The organism is Roseibacillus persicicus (genome assembly GCF_014651675.1).
GTDB classification, from domain to species: domain Bacteria; phylum Verrucomicrobiota; class Verrucomicrobiia; order Verrucomicrobiales; family Akkermansiaceae; genus Roseibacillus; species Roseibacillus persicicus.
Genome location: NZ_BMXI01000017.1, coordinates 84735 through 101587 on the forward strand (window position 1 = coordinate 84735; position 16853 = coordinate 101587).

General features: G+C 55.3%; 13 protein-coding genes. 11 read left to right on the forward strand and 2 right to left on the reverse strand.

Features of this window, described 5'->3' with window-relative positions; genetic code table 11:
- The first annotated feature begins 52 nt into the window (after positions 1-52).
- The 10 genes from IE099_RS17560 to IE099_RS17605 all read left to right on the forward strand — a co-directional run bounded on the left by IE099_RS17560 (position 53) and on the right by IE099_RS17605 (position 12849).
- A complete protein-coding gene (locus IE099_RS17560) occupies positions 53-4783 on the forward strand; it encodes a hypothetical protein (protein WP_189572929.1) in 4731 nt (1576 codons plus the stop codon).
- 161 nt (positions 4784-4944) lie between these two features.
- A complete protein-coding gene (locus IE099_RS17565; RefSeq protein ID WP_189572932.1) occupies positions 4945-5757 on the forward strand; it encodes a DUF3450 family protein in 813 nt (270 codons plus the stop codon).
- 44 nt (positions 5758-5801) lie between these two features.
- Positions 5802-7256 carry a MotA/TolQ/ExbB proton channel family protein gene (locus tag IE099_RS17570; RefSeq protein WP_189572935.1) on the forward strand — a complete coding sequence of 485 codons (1455 nt, stop codon included), beginning with the start codon at positions 5802-5804 and terminating at the stop codon, positions 7254-7256.
- 6 nt (positions 7257-7262) lie between these two features.
- The gene (locus IE099_RS17575; RefSeq protein ID WP_189572938.1) at positions 7263-7862 is read left to right on the forward strand and encodes a MotA/TolQ/ExbB proton channel family protein; all 600 of its coding nucleotides are present in this window, start codon (positions 7263-7265) and stop codon (positions 7860-7862) included.
- Complete coding sequence (locus tag IE099_RS17580) at positions 7862-8284, forward strand: ExbD/TolR family protein (RefSeq protein WP_189572941.1); 423 nt, start codon at positions 7862-7864, stop codon at positions 8282-8284. The genes IE099_RS17575 and IE099_RS17580 overlap by 1 nt, the downstream gene beginning before the upstream one ends.
- Positions 8284-8697, forward strand: coding sequence for an ExbD/TolR family protein (locus tag IE099_RS17585; protein WP_268244931.1), 414 nt, complete (start codon positions 8284-8286; stop codon positions 8695-8697). Before IE099_RS17580 ends, IE099_RS17585 begins: the two co-directional genes overlap by 1 nt.
- A 5-nt stretch (positions 8698-8702) precedes the next feature.
- Positions 8703-9374, forward strand: coding sequence for an energy transducer TonB (locus IE099_RS17590; RefSeq protein ID WP_189572947.1), 672 nt, complete (start codon positions 8703-8705; stop codon positions 9372-9374).
- Positions 9374-10903, forward strand: coding sequence for a tetratricopeptide repeat protein (locus IE099_RS17595; protein WP_189572950.1), 1530 nt, complete (start codon positions 9374-9376; stop codon positions 10901-10903). The genes IE099_RS17590 and IE099_RS17595 overlap by 1 nt, the downstream gene beginning before the upstream one ends.
- Positions 10893-12209 carry a porin gene (locus tag IE099_RS17600; protein ID WP_189572953.1) on the forward strand — a complete coding sequence of 439 codons (1317 nt, stop codon included), beginning with the start codon at positions 10893-10895 and terminating at the stop codon, positions 12207-12209. The genes IE099_RS17595 and IE099_RS17600 overlap by 11 nt, the downstream gene beginning before the upstream one ends.
- A 34-nt stretch (positions 12210-12243) precedes the next feature.
- Positions 12244-12849, forward strand: coding sequence for a hypothetical protein (locus IE099_RS17605; RefSeq protein WP_189572956.1), 606 nt, complete (start codon positions 12244-12246; stop codon positions 12847-12849).
- A 79-nt stretch (positions 12850-12928) separates the two neighbouring features.
- Here the strand turns inward: IE099_RS17605 and IE099_RS17610 are convergent, their stop codons facing one another.
- Together IE099_RS17610 and IE099_RS17615 are read right to left on the reverse strand one after the other, a co-directional pair.
- Positions 12929-14185: a hypothetical protein gene (locus IE099_RS17610; RefSeq protein ID WP_189572958.1), complete on the reverse strand. Its 1257-nt coding sequence runs from the start codon at positions 14183-14185 to the stop codon at positions 12929-12931.
- Positions 14186-14393: 208 nt separating this feature from the next.
- Positions 14394-15641, reverse strand: a complete 1248-nt coding sequence (locus IE099_RS17615) for a porin (protein ID WP_189572961.1) — start codon at positions 15639-15641, stop codon at positions 14394-14396.
- Between the two features lie 231 nt (positions 15642-15872).
- Here IE099_RS17615 and IE099_RS17620 point away from each other — a divergent pair, with 231 nt between their 5' ends.
- Positions 15873-16682: a phosphate ABC transporter substrate-binding protein gene (locus IE099_RS17620; protein WP_189572964.1), complete on the forward strand. Its 810-nt coding sequence runs from the start codon at positions 15873-15875 to the stop codon at positions 16680-16682.
- The last annotated feature ends 171 nt before the right edge of the window (positions 16683-16853 follow it).

Here is a 16853-nt window from a genome sequence, read left to right on the forward strand (position 1 = left end):
CCCGGCGGTCACGAACTCGGACTACTTCCGAATTTTCACCTACGTCTAACTCATGAAACCACTACATACTCGAGGTTTGTTTCTCGGGGCCTGCCTCGGCACGGCTCTGACTGCAAACGCTGCAGATATTGACGTCATTGCGACTCAAACTGCAGTTAACGCAACATACGGCTTGGAAACTCTCGCCGGAAACACCACATGGACAGCGGATAACGTCTATATTCTGACGGATCGCCTCTATGTTCCCAATGGTTTGACGCTGACCATTGAGCCTGGAACCAAGATTTACAGCACCTTCGACGACAAGGGAACCACCAGCGGTGACTCTGCGACCGAAGATGATTCGGTAGGAGCGCTCATCGTGGCGCGTGGCGGTCAACTGATCGCGAATGGAACAGCTGCTCAACCGATTGTCTTTGATGCGCTTCAGACTTTGGAGGCCGAGCGGGGAGTCGACCTTTCCTACGACTCTGATTCGATTGTGGGACCGGCCCCGACCGCAACCACCTCCGGCCTGTGGGGTGGAGTGATTATTCTTGGTAACGCCTACGTGGCTCGCACCGATGAGAACGGCGAAAACATCGGAGACGACATCATCGAAGGCTTCACTCCTGCGGGAGCAACAGATACCGACGATGACGGTTCCGATATCCTGGAATACGGTTACGATGCGCAATTCGCTCGCGATGATGCGGACGACAGCGGAGTTCTTCGTTATGTTTCCATTCGTCACGGTGGCTACTCCTTCGGTCCTGACAACGAAATCAACGGTCTGACCCTGGGTGGCGTTGGAAATGGCACCACCATCGAATACGTTGAAGTCGTTGCCAACAACGATGATGGCGTCGAGTTCTTCGGAGGCACCGTGAACACCAACAACATCGTGGTGGCCTTTGCCAATGATGACTCCTTCGATATCGACCAGGGTCACAGCGGAACTCACCAGTTCTGGTTCGCGATTCAGAACCCCAACGCCGGAGACAACCTCGGTGAATGGGACGGAATCGACGGAGTGGTTAAGAACGTGAACGGCTCGGGCACAGTCCCTGCCAATGACGTTTTGGCTTCTGCTCCACAGATTTTCAACGCCACTTTTGTCGGACCTGGCGCGGACGCCTTCACAAACAGCAATGTGGGCAAAGACAACGCCCTGTATTTGGACGATAGCTTCAACGGAGCGCTCTACAACAGCATCCTCCATGATTCGGTGAACTTCGTGAGCTCCTTCGCGAGTGACGGAGCGAATGCCGCGGTCTTCTCCCACAACATCGTGGGTGAATTGGGACGCTACAGCAGCGCGAGCAGCGACTTGCTCGAAGCGGCGCCAAGCGACTACTACCTCGACTTCCTTGGCAACGTCTTGGATAACAACACCGAGGCTGAAACAGTCGTTCCCTTCGCGGATTACACGCGTGATGGCAGTAGCTATCTCCAGACCATCGATCCCCGTCCTGCGATGGACTGTGTCGAGGCATACTCGGTTGCTCCTGGCGCACCTCAAACTGCGAATTATCGCGGAGCGTTTGGTTCCGAGAACTGGGCCTTGGGTTGGACTTGGATGGATGCGCAGGGCTACTTCACTGAGGAAAGCACGGGCGGAAACGCGGGCATCGTCGATGTTATCAGCACTCAGACTGCTTTGAACTCCACCTACGGTTTGGATACCCTTGCCGAAGATACCACTTGGAGTAAGGAAAACGTCTATGTTTTGACTGACCGTCTTTATGTTCCCAATGGTCTCACTTTGACCATTGAGCCCGGCACCAAGATTTACAGCACCTTCGATGACAAAGGAACCACCAGTGGTGACTCTGCGACCGAAGACGATTCGGTGGGCGCGCTTATCGTCGCCCGTGGCGGTCAGCTAATCGCAAACGGAACGGCTGCCGAGCCCATCATCTTTGATGCTCTCCAGTCTTTGGAGGCGGAGTGTGGGATGGACCTTCCTTATGATTCTGACTCAATCGTTGGGCCAGCTCCAACTGCAACCACATCCGGCCTGTGGGGTGGGGTGATTGTTCTCGGTAATGCCTACGTGGCACGCACCGATGAGAACGGCGAAAACATCGGAGACGACATCATCGAAGGCTTCACTCCTGCGGGAGCAACAGATACCGACGACGATGGTTCCGATATTCTGGAATACGGTTACGATGCACAATTCGCTCGCGATGATGCGGACGACAGCGGAATCCTTCGTTATGTTTCCATTCGCCACGGCGGATACTCCTTCGGTCCTGACAACGAAATCAACGGTCTGACCTTGGGTGGCGTTGGAAATGGCACCACCATCGAATACGTTGAAGTCGTTGCCAACAATGATGACGGCGTCGAGTTCTTCGGAGGCACCGTGAACACCAACAACATCGTGGTGGCCTTCGCCAATGATGACTCCTTTGACATTGACCAGGGTCACAGCGGAACCCACCAATTCTGGTTCGCGATTCAGAACCCCAATGCCGGAGACAACCTCGGCGAATGGGATGGAATCGACGGAGTGGTTAAAAACGTGAACGGCTCGGGCACAGTCCCTGCCAATGACGTCTTGGCTTCTGCTCCGCAGATTTACAATGCCACTTTGGTTGGTCCCGGTGCGGACGCTTTCACGAACAGTAACGTTGGCAAAGACAACGCCCTGTATCTGGACGATAGCTTCAACGGAGCGCTCTACAACAGCATCCTTCATGATTCGGTGAACTTCGTGAGCTCCTTCGCGAGTGATGGAGCGAATGCCGCGGTCTTCTCCCACAACATCGTGGGTGAATTGGGACGCTACAGCAGCGCGAGCAGCGACTTGCTGGAAGCAGCACCAAGCGACTACTACCTCGACTTCCTTGGCAACGTCTTGGATAACAACACCGAGGCTGAAACAGTCGTTCCATTCGCGGATTACACTCGTGATAGCAGCAGCTACCTCCAGACCATCGACCCCCGTCCTGCGATGGACTGTGTCGAGGCTTACTCGGTTGCTCCTGGCGCACCTCAAACTGCGAATTATCGCGGAGCGTTTGGTTCCGAGAACTGGGCCTTGGGTTGGACTTGGATGGATACGCAGGGTTACTTCACTGAGCAAAGCACCGGAGGAAACGCGGGCATCGTCGATGTCATCGGAACTCAGACTGCCTTCAATGCGACTTACGGCCTCGATACCTTGGCTGGAGACACCACTTGGGGTAAGGAGAATGTCTTCGTTCTCACCGACCGCCTCTATGTTCCCAATGGTCTCACTTTGACCATTGAGCCCGGAACGAAGATCTACAGCACCTTCGACGATAAGGGCACCACCAGTGGTGATTCGGCGACCGAAGATGACTCGGTGGGAGCCATCATTGTCGCCCGTGGCGGTAAGATTTATGCGAACGGCACCGCGTCCGAGCCCATTATCTTCGATGCCCTCCAAACCTTGGAAGCGGAGAAGGAAATGGACCTAGCCTATGACGCTGATTCCCTCGTGGGACCTGCTCCTACTGCAACCACTTCCGGCCTGTGGGGGGGAGTGATTGTTCTTGGTAATGCCTACGTGGCTCGTACCGATGAGAACGGCGAAAATATCGGAGACGACATCATCGAAGGTTTCACTCCTGCGGGAGCAACCGATACCGACGACGATGGTTCCGATATCCTGGAATACGGTTACGATGCACAATTCGCTCGCGATGATGCGGACGACAGCGGAGTTCTTCGCTATGTTTCCATTCGTCACGGTGGCTACTCCTTCGGTCCTGACAACGAAATCAACGGTCTGACCTTGGGTGGCGTTGGAAATGGCACCACCATCGAATACGTTGAAGTCGTTGCCAACAATGATGACGGCGTCGAGTTCTTCGGAGGAACTGTGAACACCAACAACATCGTGGTGGCCTTCGCCAATGATGACTCCTTCGACATCGACCAGGGTCACAGCGGAACCCACCAATTCTGGTTCGCGATTCAGAACCCCAACGCCGGAGACAACCTCGGCGAATGGGACGGAATCGACGGAGTGGTTAAAAACGTGAACGGCTCGGGCACAGTCCCTGCCAATGACGTGTTGGCTTCTGCTCCGCAGATTTACAACGCCACTTTGGTTGGCCCCGGTGCGGATGCCTTCACAAACAGCAATGTTGGTAAAGACAACGCCCTTTATCTGGACGACAGCTTCAATGGTGCACTCTACAACAGTATCCTCCATGATTCGGTGAACTTCGTAAGCTCCTTCGCGAGTGATGGAGCGAATGCCGCGGTCTTCTCCCACAACACTGTGGGTGAATTGGGGCGCTACAGCAGCGCGAGCAGCGACTTGCTGGAAGCGGCGCCAAGCGACTACTACTTGGACTTCCTTGGTAATGTCTTGGATAACAACACCGAGGCTGAAACTGACCCGCAGTTTGGGTTCTATGTTCGCGACGGTGGTAGCTACCTCGTTGCCATCGACCCACGTTCCTCCTCCGTGGAACCAGTTATCGCAGGAGCTCCTGTGGTGACCGACTACCGGGGAGCGTTTGGTTCCGAAAACTGGGCTTTGGGTTGGACTTGGATGGATGCCAACAACTACTTCACCTTGCAGACTGTCGACAATGACCTGGAGATTGTGAGCAGCGAAGTGGTTGGCGGTGACTTCATCATCAACTTCAAAGGCGCGGCCAATACCACTTACGCGGTGACTAGCGACACCGACCTTCAGGGCTTCGAAACTTCTGAGGGAACAGTCGAAACTGACGCGTCCGGAAACGGAACTGCGACTGTGTCCGCCGGTGAGGTGAAGAAGTTCGTGCGAATCGAGGAGATGGTTTCCGGTTCTTAAGTCGAAAATATAATTCTTATCTGTTCCGCAGGTAATCCAACAGAGCCACTCCCTTTGGTCGGGGGGTGGCTCTTTTCTTTTCCGGAGTGTGACGTTGTGTGACCAAATCGTCACATGCGAGAGTTTGTCCCTGACGGGGGGGCTCACTATCTCCTCGTCTGATGTTTTCTGTCACACGTTCTGGTGCCGCGCTGGCCTCTTTGCTGCTTTCCATCGCTCCTCTTGCCGAGGCGCAATCGGTTGCGGAGCAGCATGTTGAGTTGCGCGCGACTATCGAGCAATGGATGCAGGCGGTGGACAAGTCGCAGGAGCTCGAGAATCGATGGGCACTGGAAAAGTCGGTTCTGGAAGATTCCATTGTGGGTTTAAAGGGGATGTTAGAGCAGTCCGACGCCGACATCGCGACCGTGAAGGCGCGCTTGGCGACCGCTGACGAAGCCTCCAAGGAGAAGTTGGAGCAGCAGGAGAAGTTCAACGAGGCGCGGGAGGTTTTACGCAAGGGGCTCGCTCCAGTGGAGTCCGAGGTGGCCAAGGTAGTTCCTCTTTTTCCCGACTTTTACGTGGGCGGGGAGGATGGCTCAAGCAAGCTGAAGGCGGCGATTGAGTCTTTGGAAAAGCATCGTCAGGCCGAGCCGGATGAAAAGGAGAAGCTGAGCCTGAACGGTCGGATTCAGCCGCTGGTGCAAATTCTCACGGAGGCCGAGCGTTTTCACGGCAAGCTCTGGGCTGTCACTCACCCCTTGAAGGTTGGCGAGGTCGACAAGCAGATGAATGTTCTCTACTTCGGTCTCTCGGTCGCCTACGCGGTGGATGAGGGAGGCACGGTTGCTCTGGAGGGCAAGAGTTCGGAGGCCGGATGGTCCTTTACTCCCATGTCCGGTGAGGAGGTCGCGAAGGATGTGCTCACTCTTTACAAGGCCGCTGATGGATCCGGTGAATCCCAGATGGTGAGCCTGCCGCTTTCGATTGATTAACTTTCTAATTAGGTTCTTCGACTTGTTGTTGGGCCAACTTTAAAATGAAACGACTTTCTATATTTTTCGCTCTTCTTGCCGGAGTCCCGGCAGGGGTATCCGCAGAGATTTCTTCGGGAGAGGCTCTGGTAAAGGCTCAGAATAACCTCAAGTCTGCCCAGCAGGAGTTTCTTCAAATGCAGCAAGCCATTGCTCAAGAGGAGAGCCCGTTGGTGGTGCAGGTGCAGACCCTGGAGGAAGAGCTTCGCTTGCGGGAGAAGAAGTTGAAGGAGGCGGAGGCTCAAGAGCAGTTGGTAGCGGGCAAAGAGAAAAAGCTCGATAACGAGTTGGCCAATCGCCGGGGCGAGTTTGACTACACCACCAACGTGCTGGACGGTTACGCCAAGGGCTTTCTCAATCGAGTGCAGCCTGCCGAGGTCCAGCTCTATCAGGACCGAGTGGAAAAGCTGCGCGACGATGCCGCGAATGAACAGGATCTGGCCAAAGAGATGGAAGCCCGTTTGGCAGCGTTGACTTTAGGTGCACAGCGTTTGCAAGCGATTGCGGGCGGGCAGCGGTTCGAGGGCCGTGGGCTGGTGGGTTCAGATTTTGTGAACGGCGATTTTGCGGTGATGGGGCCGGTGGGATACTTTGCTGCCAAGGGCAAAGACCAAGCCGGCTTGACTGGACTGGCGAGCAACGGGTTTCCCCAGATTTCGCTTTTCGAAGGACCCGAGGCCGAAAGCATGAAGGCGCTGGTTACAACTGGCTCTGCCACGCTGCCAATTGACTCGACCAGCGGAAAGGCGCTGAAGGCCAAGAACGAGACGCCTACCTTGGGCGACCGTATCAAGGACGGGGGAGTGGTGGGTTACGCGATTCTGGGCCTGGGTGCGGTGGCTCTCTTGATTGCGCTGTTCAAGTTTATTGAGATCACCAACTTCACCATTCCGAGCCGCAAGAAGGTGAATGAGATTGTGGACTCCTTGCTCGACCGCGATCAGGAAAAGGCGCTCTCTCAGGCGAAAGGCATCAAGGGGCTGTCGGGAACGATGGTGGCTGCTGGAGTGGAAAACTTTTATGGAAAGCGTCGGGTGCTGGAGGATGCTTTGTTAGAGAAGCTGAGCGCGATTCAGCCTCGCTTGGAGCGCTTCTTGCCCTTCCTCGCTCTGGTTGCGGCCGCCGCGCCGATGATGGGTCTGTTAGGAACGGTTCTGGGAATTATGAAGACCTTCGACGCCATGGCGATTTATGGCACGGGCAACGCCCAGAACTTCTCGAAAGGGATTGGCGCCGCGCTGGTGACCACGGCCCAAGGTCTGGTCGTGGCGATTCCCATTATCATTGTTCACGGGATGCTGAAGAGCTTGGCGCGGGCGCGCTTTGACACTGCGCAGGGAGTGGCTTTGGCCGTGCTCAATGGCACGACGGAACTGGCGGAGGGAACCACGCCGAAGCCCTCCGGTGGCGATGATTCTGATGATGGGGAAGAGTTCGAGGAGAAGGAGCTAGCCGCTTAAACGAGTATGGGTGAGAATTTCCAAGAGGTCGTTGATATCTTTCGTGAAGGAGGACTGGTGATGGTCGCGCTCGCGAGTGTGGCCCTGATCCTCTACATCACATCCGTGGCTGCGGTGATCTACGTGGCGAAGGGAAATCTGACCACCCGGCGTCGCGAAGAGTGGGAACGCTGGATTGAGCATCCTGAAGAGGCCGAGGGCCGTCTGGGGGAGATCATTCGCTATGCGGTTCATGGTCCCCGCCTTTCCGTGAAGCGGGTGCAGCGTCGCTTTGACGAGGTTTTTGACGTGCTGATTCGCTCCATTGACCAACGTCTCATCATCATCACCACCCTGATTGCCGCTGCTCCCATGACGGGGTTGCTGGGAACGGTCTTGGGAATGCTTTCCATGTTTGATGGTTTGGGTGCAGGGGGTGGTAAGCAGAGCATGGAGATGATTTCGGCGGGGATGAAGGAAGCGCTCTTCACCACTCTGACCGGATTGGTAATTGCTCTCCCAGGGATGTTTTTCGCGCTCGTTGTGAGAGAACGCCGCAATCAGTTGGCGACGGTCTTGAGCCAGCTGCAAGCCGCTATTGTAACCACCAAGTTCAAGTCAATCTAATGCTCAGCGACGGACCATCACTGGCAGGAGGGGATGAGGAGGCCAAGCCGGACCTCTCACCCATGATCGACTGCGTCTTTATTCTGCTGATCTTTTTTATCGTGACCACAGTGTTCGTAAAGGAGCCCAAGGTCTCGGTGACCGATCCGGCGGCGCTGAGTGGGGAGCAGTTGGAGAAGAACAGCATCATCTTCGCGGTGACCTCCGACAATAAGGTTTTCTATGATGGCAAGAGCATTGGCCTCGCCGGGGTGCAGCAGGTGGTGACGCCTTTGCTGTTGGAAAAGTCCGACCCTGACGAAGCGCATGTCATCATCAAAGGAGATAGCACCGCCCACGCCGGGCTGGTGGATGATGTGGGCAAAGAGTGCCTGGAAGCCGGGGTGGCCAAACACCGAATCACAACTTCGACCGAGAGCTAATGTTTGGACGCGGCAGATTGGGCAGGGGAGATGATGAGGGCGATCCGGAACCGGATCTGTCGCCCATGATCGACTGCGTCTTCATTCTTTTGATTTTCTTTATCGTGACCGCCGTGTTCGTGGAAGAAGACGGGGTGCCTTTGCCCTTGCCCGAGGATTCCTCGGCGGTGTCTTCGGTGCAGGAGAACAATACGGTGGTCTTTACCCTCGGGCAGGACAACGCCCTTGCTCATGATGGCAAGCGCATCGCGATGGATACGGTGGGAACGATTGTTCGCAACGCCGTTTCGCAAGATGAGGAAACCCCTGTGATCATTCAGGCTCATCCGCTGGCCCAGCATGGGGTGCGCACCCGGGTCTATGACGAGGTCCGGCAGGCGGGGGGAGAGATCGTAACCTTTACGCAGGGATAGCAACAATGAGCCGCCTTGCATCACGACACGTCTATCGACCACCCCGGGGCAATCGCCCGCTCAATATCGCGGCGGCTGTGGTGGGTGGCTTGGTGTTCACATTTCTGGTCTTTTACGTGATTCCGCTGATGCAAAAGTTGGAGGGCGAGAAGCAGACCAAGACCACCGCCTTGGAAGTGGCTCAGATTGAAGAGGCGCCCGACGAATTCGAAGTGGAAGAGGAGCCTCCGCCACCAGAAGACGAGCCCGAGCCCGAGCCGGAATTGACTCTGGACACCGAACCACTCGATATCGCGGACATTCCTTTCGACATCGGCGCGGGAGTGGGCGGCAAAATGATGTTGGACCTCAAGCCCAACTTTGAGGTTGCCAATGACCCCAATGCGCTTGGTGGAAACGACCTCGACACGCCCCCGCGTCCCACCAGCAAGCCACCGCCACGCTATCCCAAGGACCTGTTGAAGAAGAAACAGGGTGGCAAGGTGATCGTGCTGGTCACTGTTGACGAGCGGGGATCGGTTACCAACGCGAGCGTGAAAGAAAGCTCTGGGTTCCAGTCCATGGACCAAGCGGCCCTTACTGCCGCCAAGCGTTGGAAATTCAAGCCCGGCATCAAGGGCGGGCGCAAGGCGGTCATGACTGCCAAGATTCCATTTACATTTCGGGTGAAGACATAATGAGAACACTACTTCTAGGAGCAATTTTACTGAGCAACCTCGCGGCAGACCCGTTGAAGGTCCCCAAGGAACAATTTCGAAGCCCCGAGTTTATCAAAGGCTTTGTCGGCGCTTATGGCTTCTTGTCTCCGGTGGAGCCCAAGGTGGATCGCGAGGAGAGCGAGCTGCTAGCGGACTTGGCGGACTTGTTTTCCGATGCCCGTTTTCGGGAGGCTGAGGCGGAGATTGTGAACTTTATCAAGCTGCGTAAGAATCCCATCGAGGAAGGCGTTGAACCCAAAGAAGTGAGCCCGGCTCTTATTTTTCAACTGGCCCAGCTTTACTACATGAACGACCGCACCTCGGATGCGGAGCGCGCCTATAAGCTGGCGATTAAAGGGCATCCCGATTTTCGGAGAGCGCACAAGTATCTGGCTTTGCTTTACGCGAGTCAGGATCGGGTTTCCGATGCTTTGCCGCATTTGAAGAAGGCGATTCAACTCGGGGAGGCGGACCAGCTGGTCTATGGTCTGTTGGGTTATGCCTATACCCAGGAGAACAAGCCGCTGGCAGCCGAAGCCGCTTATCGCCAGGCTTACCTGTTGAATCCCGATGAATCCCAGTGGCGCTCGGGATTGACGCTCTCGCTCTATCAACAGGAGAAGTGGCCGGAAGCGGCCGCGATGCTGGGTGACCTTCTCTCGGTCACGCCGGAGGCAACTGATTTTTGGAAAATGCAGGCCAATTGCTTCCTGAATATGGAGCAGCCCTTGCGTGCCGCCGAGAACTTCGAGGTCCTGCGACTGAAGGGATTGGCGGATGAGGCGACACTCAATACCCTGGGCGATATTTATGCTGATCAGAAGAAGCCGGTGCTCGCTCTGGGGGCCTATCTTGCGGCGCTGAACGAGGGAGAATCCTTGAATGTTGAGCGCAGTCTGACCACCGCTCGTATTCTTGCCGACTATGGAGCTCCCCGCGAGTCTGCCAAGTATATCGCGTATTTGCGGGAGAAGAAGGGCGGCAATCTGAGCCGGTCGCAGCAGATCGAATTCTATCTCATTGAGATCAAGATAGCCAAGGAATCCAACGATATTCTCAAGGTTGGGGAGTTGGTGAAAAAGGTTCTCACTCTGGAGCCCATGAACGGGGTGGCCTTGGTGGAGAACGGAATCTATCACGAGCAGTTGTCGGATGCGGTGGATGACGAGGAAGAAGCCGCACGCTTGCGTGGAATGGCGCGCGCGCAGTTCACGCTGGCGATGAAGAGTGAAGATGAGCAGGTGCAATATCTTGCGAATCGCAGCTTTGGTCAGATGCTGGTTCGTCAGCGGGAGTTCATTGAAGCGATGCCCTTCATTGAAAAGGCACTGGCGCTGAAGCCCACCGATGGTCTTTCGCGCTTCTCCAAGCAGGTCAGCATTTTTGCAGATAGACAAAGGGAGACTCTGGCTCGGGAAGAAGCTGAACGGGCGGCTCTATTGGAAGAACAGGAGAAAAAGCGGGAAGCAGATGCCGCCAAGGAGAAAGACGAGAAAGATGAAAAATAGTTTGAAGGGGAGCCCTTGGTTGGCGGTTGGATTCATTGGGTTGTTCGTCTCGCAAGGGCGGGGCAACGAGGCCTTGGACCTCTTGGAAGGCAAGATCACCGAGGACGAAGTCACGGTGACCGAGCTTTTACAGAAAGAGGATGCCGGCGAGGAGGGTGCGGACGCTGAGGAGGAGCAGAAGAAGACTTTGGTGGATGACCGGGACTACTCATCCCGCTGGAAGAACCGGCTCGCTCCTTTGGGAATGGTCTACGAGAACGAGACCAATCCAGTGGTGCAGCGGGTGGCCATCGACGGCTTGGCAGAATGGGGGCTGGCCAATGGGGACATCGATCCCAAGGCAGGTTCTTCCCAGAAGATTGACGACAATCAGCTGAAGCGAGTGCGGCTGGGCGGTATGATGCGTGCCTTTTACAACACGGACTTGGAAGGTCGCGTGGTGGGGGATGGCGATGGCTATCAGGGCATCGATACCTTGAAGGCCACCGTGCAAGTGAACGAAGCGCTGAAGGTCGAGGCCGGAAAGTTTCGCCCTCCCTTCAGTCAGGAATACCGGCAGGATCCCAATGTGCGCATTGCGCCGGGTCTTTCGCCCATCGTGGCACAGGTTGCGCCCGCTAATACTGTTGGGGTGCGCGTGAGTGCCGAGAATGGTCCCTGGGAGATGGGGTTGGGTTGGTTCAGTGGCAAGCAGGATCAGAACATCCCCGAGTTGGGAGGGGGCTTTGTTCTCGCGAACTTGAGTTACACTTTCGACGGGGAAAAGGTGGTGGATAGCAGCGATGAAGATGCGGTGACCCCTCCGGGGCATCAACGCTGGCACTTGGACTACCTTTACAATACTTCCGAGGATGTGAACGGCAGCGTGCCCAATGGTTACAAGCATTTGCTGTCCACCGGGATTGAGGTGAGCAGCGGGAACTTTGACTTCGGGGGAGACTTCATTGTGGCCAACGGAGACGTCGACACCGCATGGGGGATGACTCTAACAGGCCGCTACTGGATCTTGGAAGACGCGTTGCGATTCGTTGGGCGCTATAACTATGCCGACACCGATGATGCCGGAGGGCTCTCGGTTGGTTACGGGGTGCCCGGGGCTTTGGGGGATAGCACGCAACCCTTGCTGGGATACTCGACCGTTCTCTCGGGGGATGAGTATCACTCCTTTTACGCCGGACTCGATTGGCACTTTGTGGAGGACTACTTGATGCTTTCCACCGGACTGGAGCTGAAGTTGCTCAAGGACGAAACCAACGGCGACACCTCCAGTCTGCTTTGGCATACGGGTGGTCGGGTCGCATTCTAAGAATCAAAAAATCTAACAAACACATTCAATTACGATGAAACTAGTAGCAATCACTCTCGCCTTGGGCCTCGCTGGTCTGAGTTCTGCCTTTGGTCTCGGTATCGATGTCGAGGGCTTGGGCCACAACCTCAATGGTTGGCAAAAGAATCGGACCGCCACCTACACCATTGATAGCCAGACCTACCGTACCCACGTGCCCACTGTGACCCAGAATCTGGACGGAGGAATCTTCGTCTCCATGCGGGTGGAGCACATCTCGGCCGTTCGCGCGGACGCGATTGGGTATATCGAGCTCACCTTTACTCCCAGCGGTTACGTCGGCGCTTCGCAAATCCGGCTGACCATGAACGGCAAAAAATACGACACCGGTCAGGTCCTGCGGGAAGAGGAGAAAGTGGTCACCGAGGCCGAGGTCGGTTCTATGGACTGGCGGACCACGCACATGAAGATGGTGCTGAACCTTTTCAGTAAGCTCGATGCCGAATTCGCCAAGGCCGAAGGGAAAGAGGAGAAAAGCAAGGGCGATCTCTGGGGACGCTTCAAGGGCTCCAAGTTGAGCGAGTCCGATGTCTCTGCCGCTCTCCGGCACAATCTCAATCTCCTTCTTGCCAACGTGGGGGAGAGCTACGGCACGAAGTAAGTTTTCATGTTCATAAGGCTTAAAAAAGCCGCCAGGTGACTGGCGGCTTTTTCCTGTTTTAGGGGGGATTGAGACAGGCCTAGAAATAGGTGCGGAAGCCGAGGAAGGTCGTCCAGCCCTCGTAGACATGGTCGCCATTGGACTCGATGTCATCATACTCGATGCCCGCCATCACTTTCGTGCTGGGGCAGAAGTAGTAGTTGAGTCCGGCGTAGAAGGAGTGGTGGGCATCGCCACGTGCTCCATCCAGATCCGCGTCACCCACGCTTTCGGCGCGGCGTGCGTAGCGACTGTTCAGGCGGATGCCTTCGTCTTCTGATGAACCTTGATACTGGTAACGGGCCACTGCTTCGAGCTTGTCCTCGATGAGGAACATGCTGGGCAGAAAGACCACGCCCCAGACGTTGCCATCGCGGTCGGCAGCTTGGTCGCCATTGTCGGCATAGATCCCCTCGAGGATGAACTGCCAAGGTCCGCGACCATAGGTGAGGGACAGGGAAGTGGACCATTCCATGCCACCGCCAAGAACTTCGTCACCGGCTTCGATATCCTGATAGAAACCTGCGAAGTAGAGCTTCGAGATGTCCGCTCCGGTCACGCTGCTGATGTCGTACCAAGCGTTGGCCCAATACATGATTCCATCGTCCCAGCCTGCGAGGTAGTCGTCTTGGGTGGTGGAAAAAACTCCAAGCTCGGTGCGGAAGTTGCCGGACTTGATGTCGACCCAACCACCGGTGGCGTTGTCGAATTCGGTAGCGGAAGGCCAGACCTTGTTAGAGATTGCCGAACGCTCCACGGTCTTGATGCTATTGGAAGAGATGTCCCACTCTGCGGAGGTGTGGGTTTCGCGCTTGCCGTAACCAAACTTGAGGCCATCAACTGCTTCGATGCCGAAGGCGTCCTTGGCATCGAAGGTGAGAGTGAGGTCCCACATGTGCTTGAACTCGAAGTTGCGGTCACCGCCTACGGGTTCCTGGTCATTGAAGATTTCGGCCTGACCCTTCAGTTCGAAGTAATTGAGCAAGCCCATCTTGGCGCCAACTCGGAAGCGACGGATTTCGTCGGTGTCGTAGTTGAAGTTATCTCCATTGGCGTCGACCCCGTCGGTGTAACCATACTGGTAGTGAACACGGCCGAAGACCGAGAAGCTCTGGATGATGGGGTTGGTGTCGTCGGAATAGAGTTTGCCGATATTCTTATAGGCATCGCAAAAGCTGCCGGAAGAGGTTTCGACGGGAGCAGGGCTGACCACGGGGGCTTCTTCGTAGGTGGCGTCACCAGCCCACAAAAAAGCCGTCGACGCTAGGAGTATTCCTCCGGTCAGACGGCTGGTCATCGGCTTGACTCTGGATGTGGACCCACATCCCAAAATTGTTTCTCGTTGTCGGCATTGTCGTTTCATATGCGGCCGAGTAACTAACAGCCTTCATTCAGTCTCTAAAGAAAAAAGAAGCCGCAAATAAGCGGTTTTGTTTCTACAAAAAAAGCCCCCGGAATTTCCGGAGGCTCTTGGTGAAGGTGAAGCGAATTCGGTGGCGTCGAACCTAGAAATAGGTGCGGAAGGCCAACCACCAAGTTAGAGCGTCAACGTCGCCAGTTGGGGTACTGAGTTCATCGTACTCGACACCGGCCATCAGCTTCGCATTGTGGTCGCAGAGATAGTAGTTCAGGCCGAGATAGATGCTATGATGGGAGTCGCCGCGGCCGCCGTTGATATCGGCTCCGGTATCGTCGGTGCGACGAAGATAGCGGCTGTTGAGTCTAATGCCTTCGGAGGCATCGGATCCCTGGTATTGGTAACGGGCAACCGCCTGCAGACGGTCTTCGACCAACCAATAATGGGGGATGACTACGACACCCCAGAACTCATCCTGACGATCCGGATTCGTTTGTCCCATTCCAGCGGTTCCATTGTCACCGTAGATGAGGTCTGTGACCAAGCCGAAGCGACCGGACTCATAAACCGCACTCAGGGAGGTGGCCCACTTGTATTGCCAGGTGGAAGCCGAGCCGACATCGCCATCGTTGTAGACAAAGTCAGCGAGCACCTGCAGCTCATCGGACACCTGATAGCCGATGCTGGCCTGATAGGCGACAGACTCACCCCATCCGGCTACAAACTCATCTTCGACCTCGGTGGAGTAGGCACCCAACAGAGCGCTCCACTGTCCTTTTTCCGCCTTCAGTTTCACTCCGGTGGGGCGGTCGGAACCATAGACCTTGTTAGAAATGGCTGAACGCTCCACAGTTAGAATTTTTTTGGAGGATTCCACCGCCTCGTGTGAGATTGCGAATTTGTGCCGGCCGTAGCTCACGTGGAGCTTGTCGAGTTGGTCGACACCGAAAGCTTTCTTGATATCAAAGCCGATGAGTGCCTCGTCGAAGCTCTGGTAATCCCAGTCCAGCTCTCCACTGCTAGGTCGTCCGTCGGAGACGATGTTGATGTTCGCCTTGAAGTCAAAATACTGCAGAAACTTTCCCTTGGCTCCGATTCGCACACGGCGGAACTCGTCGTAGGAGTCTTCGAAGTCATCTCCGTTGACATCACTGCCATCTACCCAAGCTCCTTGATACTGGAAGCGGCCAAAAACGGTCAATTCCTGGATGAGGGGATTCTCCGGGTTTTTATAGAGCTTTCCGATACTGGAGAAAGCGTCACAGAAGCTTGGAGCGGATTCGCTGGCATCCGCCACGAGGGGCTCGGAATAGGGAGCGAATTCTCCGGCCGTCACAAACGGATTGAGGCCGAATGTTACAATCGCGGCCGCCAAAGATGGGATGGGTTTTTGCATGAGTATGGCTATTTGTTGGTAGTAAGGTTCAGAAAATGAACCTTTTCTGAATGTGACGGAATTGTCACCGGAAGGGCTTATTACAGACGATTTCGATTTTCCTCAACCAAACTGTGTTACAAATTTGTCACTTTAAAGGGGGGGACATGGGCACGTTGCTGGTCATTGTAGCGCCGCATTCGAGCCGGCTGTTCCACAAGGGGCAGTGGTTTGGATAACAGAAGTAACACTATGAAACTGAATACCGTAATCGGAACTATCGCCGCAGGCTTGCTCTTTAGCGGAGTGGCAATGGGACAAGCGAAAATCGTCATCAAAGGCTCGGACACTCTGGGCGCCAAGATGGTTCCCCAGCTGACTGCTGTTTACAAAGCAATGGGCAACGCGACTGACTTCGAGATTGCAGCAGAAGGCTCCTCTACGGCTTTCACCTCTCTTCTTGAGGGAACGGCTGACATTGGGATGAGCTCCCGCGACGCCAAGGAAGGGGAAAAGGACTCTTTCACCGCCAAGGGCAAGGAATTGGTCGAGCATGTGGCCGGTATCGACATGATTGCGGTCGTGGTGAACGAGGGCAACTCTGTGAAGGACCTGACTACCAAGCAAATCGAGGGGATTTTCACTGGTGAAATCACCGACTGGAGCGAATTGGGCGGTAAAAAAGGCGCCATTTCGGTCTACACTCGCAATACTTCTTCCGGCACCTACAAGAGCTTCCAGGAGCTTGCGATGAACAAGCGGGACTACGGTTCATCTACCCAGAAGATGGCAGGCAACGAAGCCATCGCTTCCGAGGTTGGTAAGAACATCAACGGAATCGGCTATGTCGGACTCGCCTACGCCAAGAACGACGGACTTCTTCCCGTGACTGTAGAAGGCAAAGGGTTGGATTCTCCTGCAGAGTATCCTCTTTCCCGCAAGCTCTACTACTACACGGTCGGGCAGCCTGAGGGGGAGATTGGTAAATTCCTCACATGGGCAAAGACTGACGAGACTGCTCAGAAGGTGATTGAGAAGGTGGGCTTTGTTTCCGCCAAGTAACGAAATTGTTTCCGGATAGGCATCGGCGATTGTGCGCCGATGCCTTATTTCGAATCTCAGAAGGAGGTGTTCCAGCCTCCTTTTTTCCTATCGATACGGCAGTTTTTTGAACGCAGTTCAGAGGCCGCCGGGCACTGTTTGACAGTCCGTTCTTTACAACCCGCTTTCCTG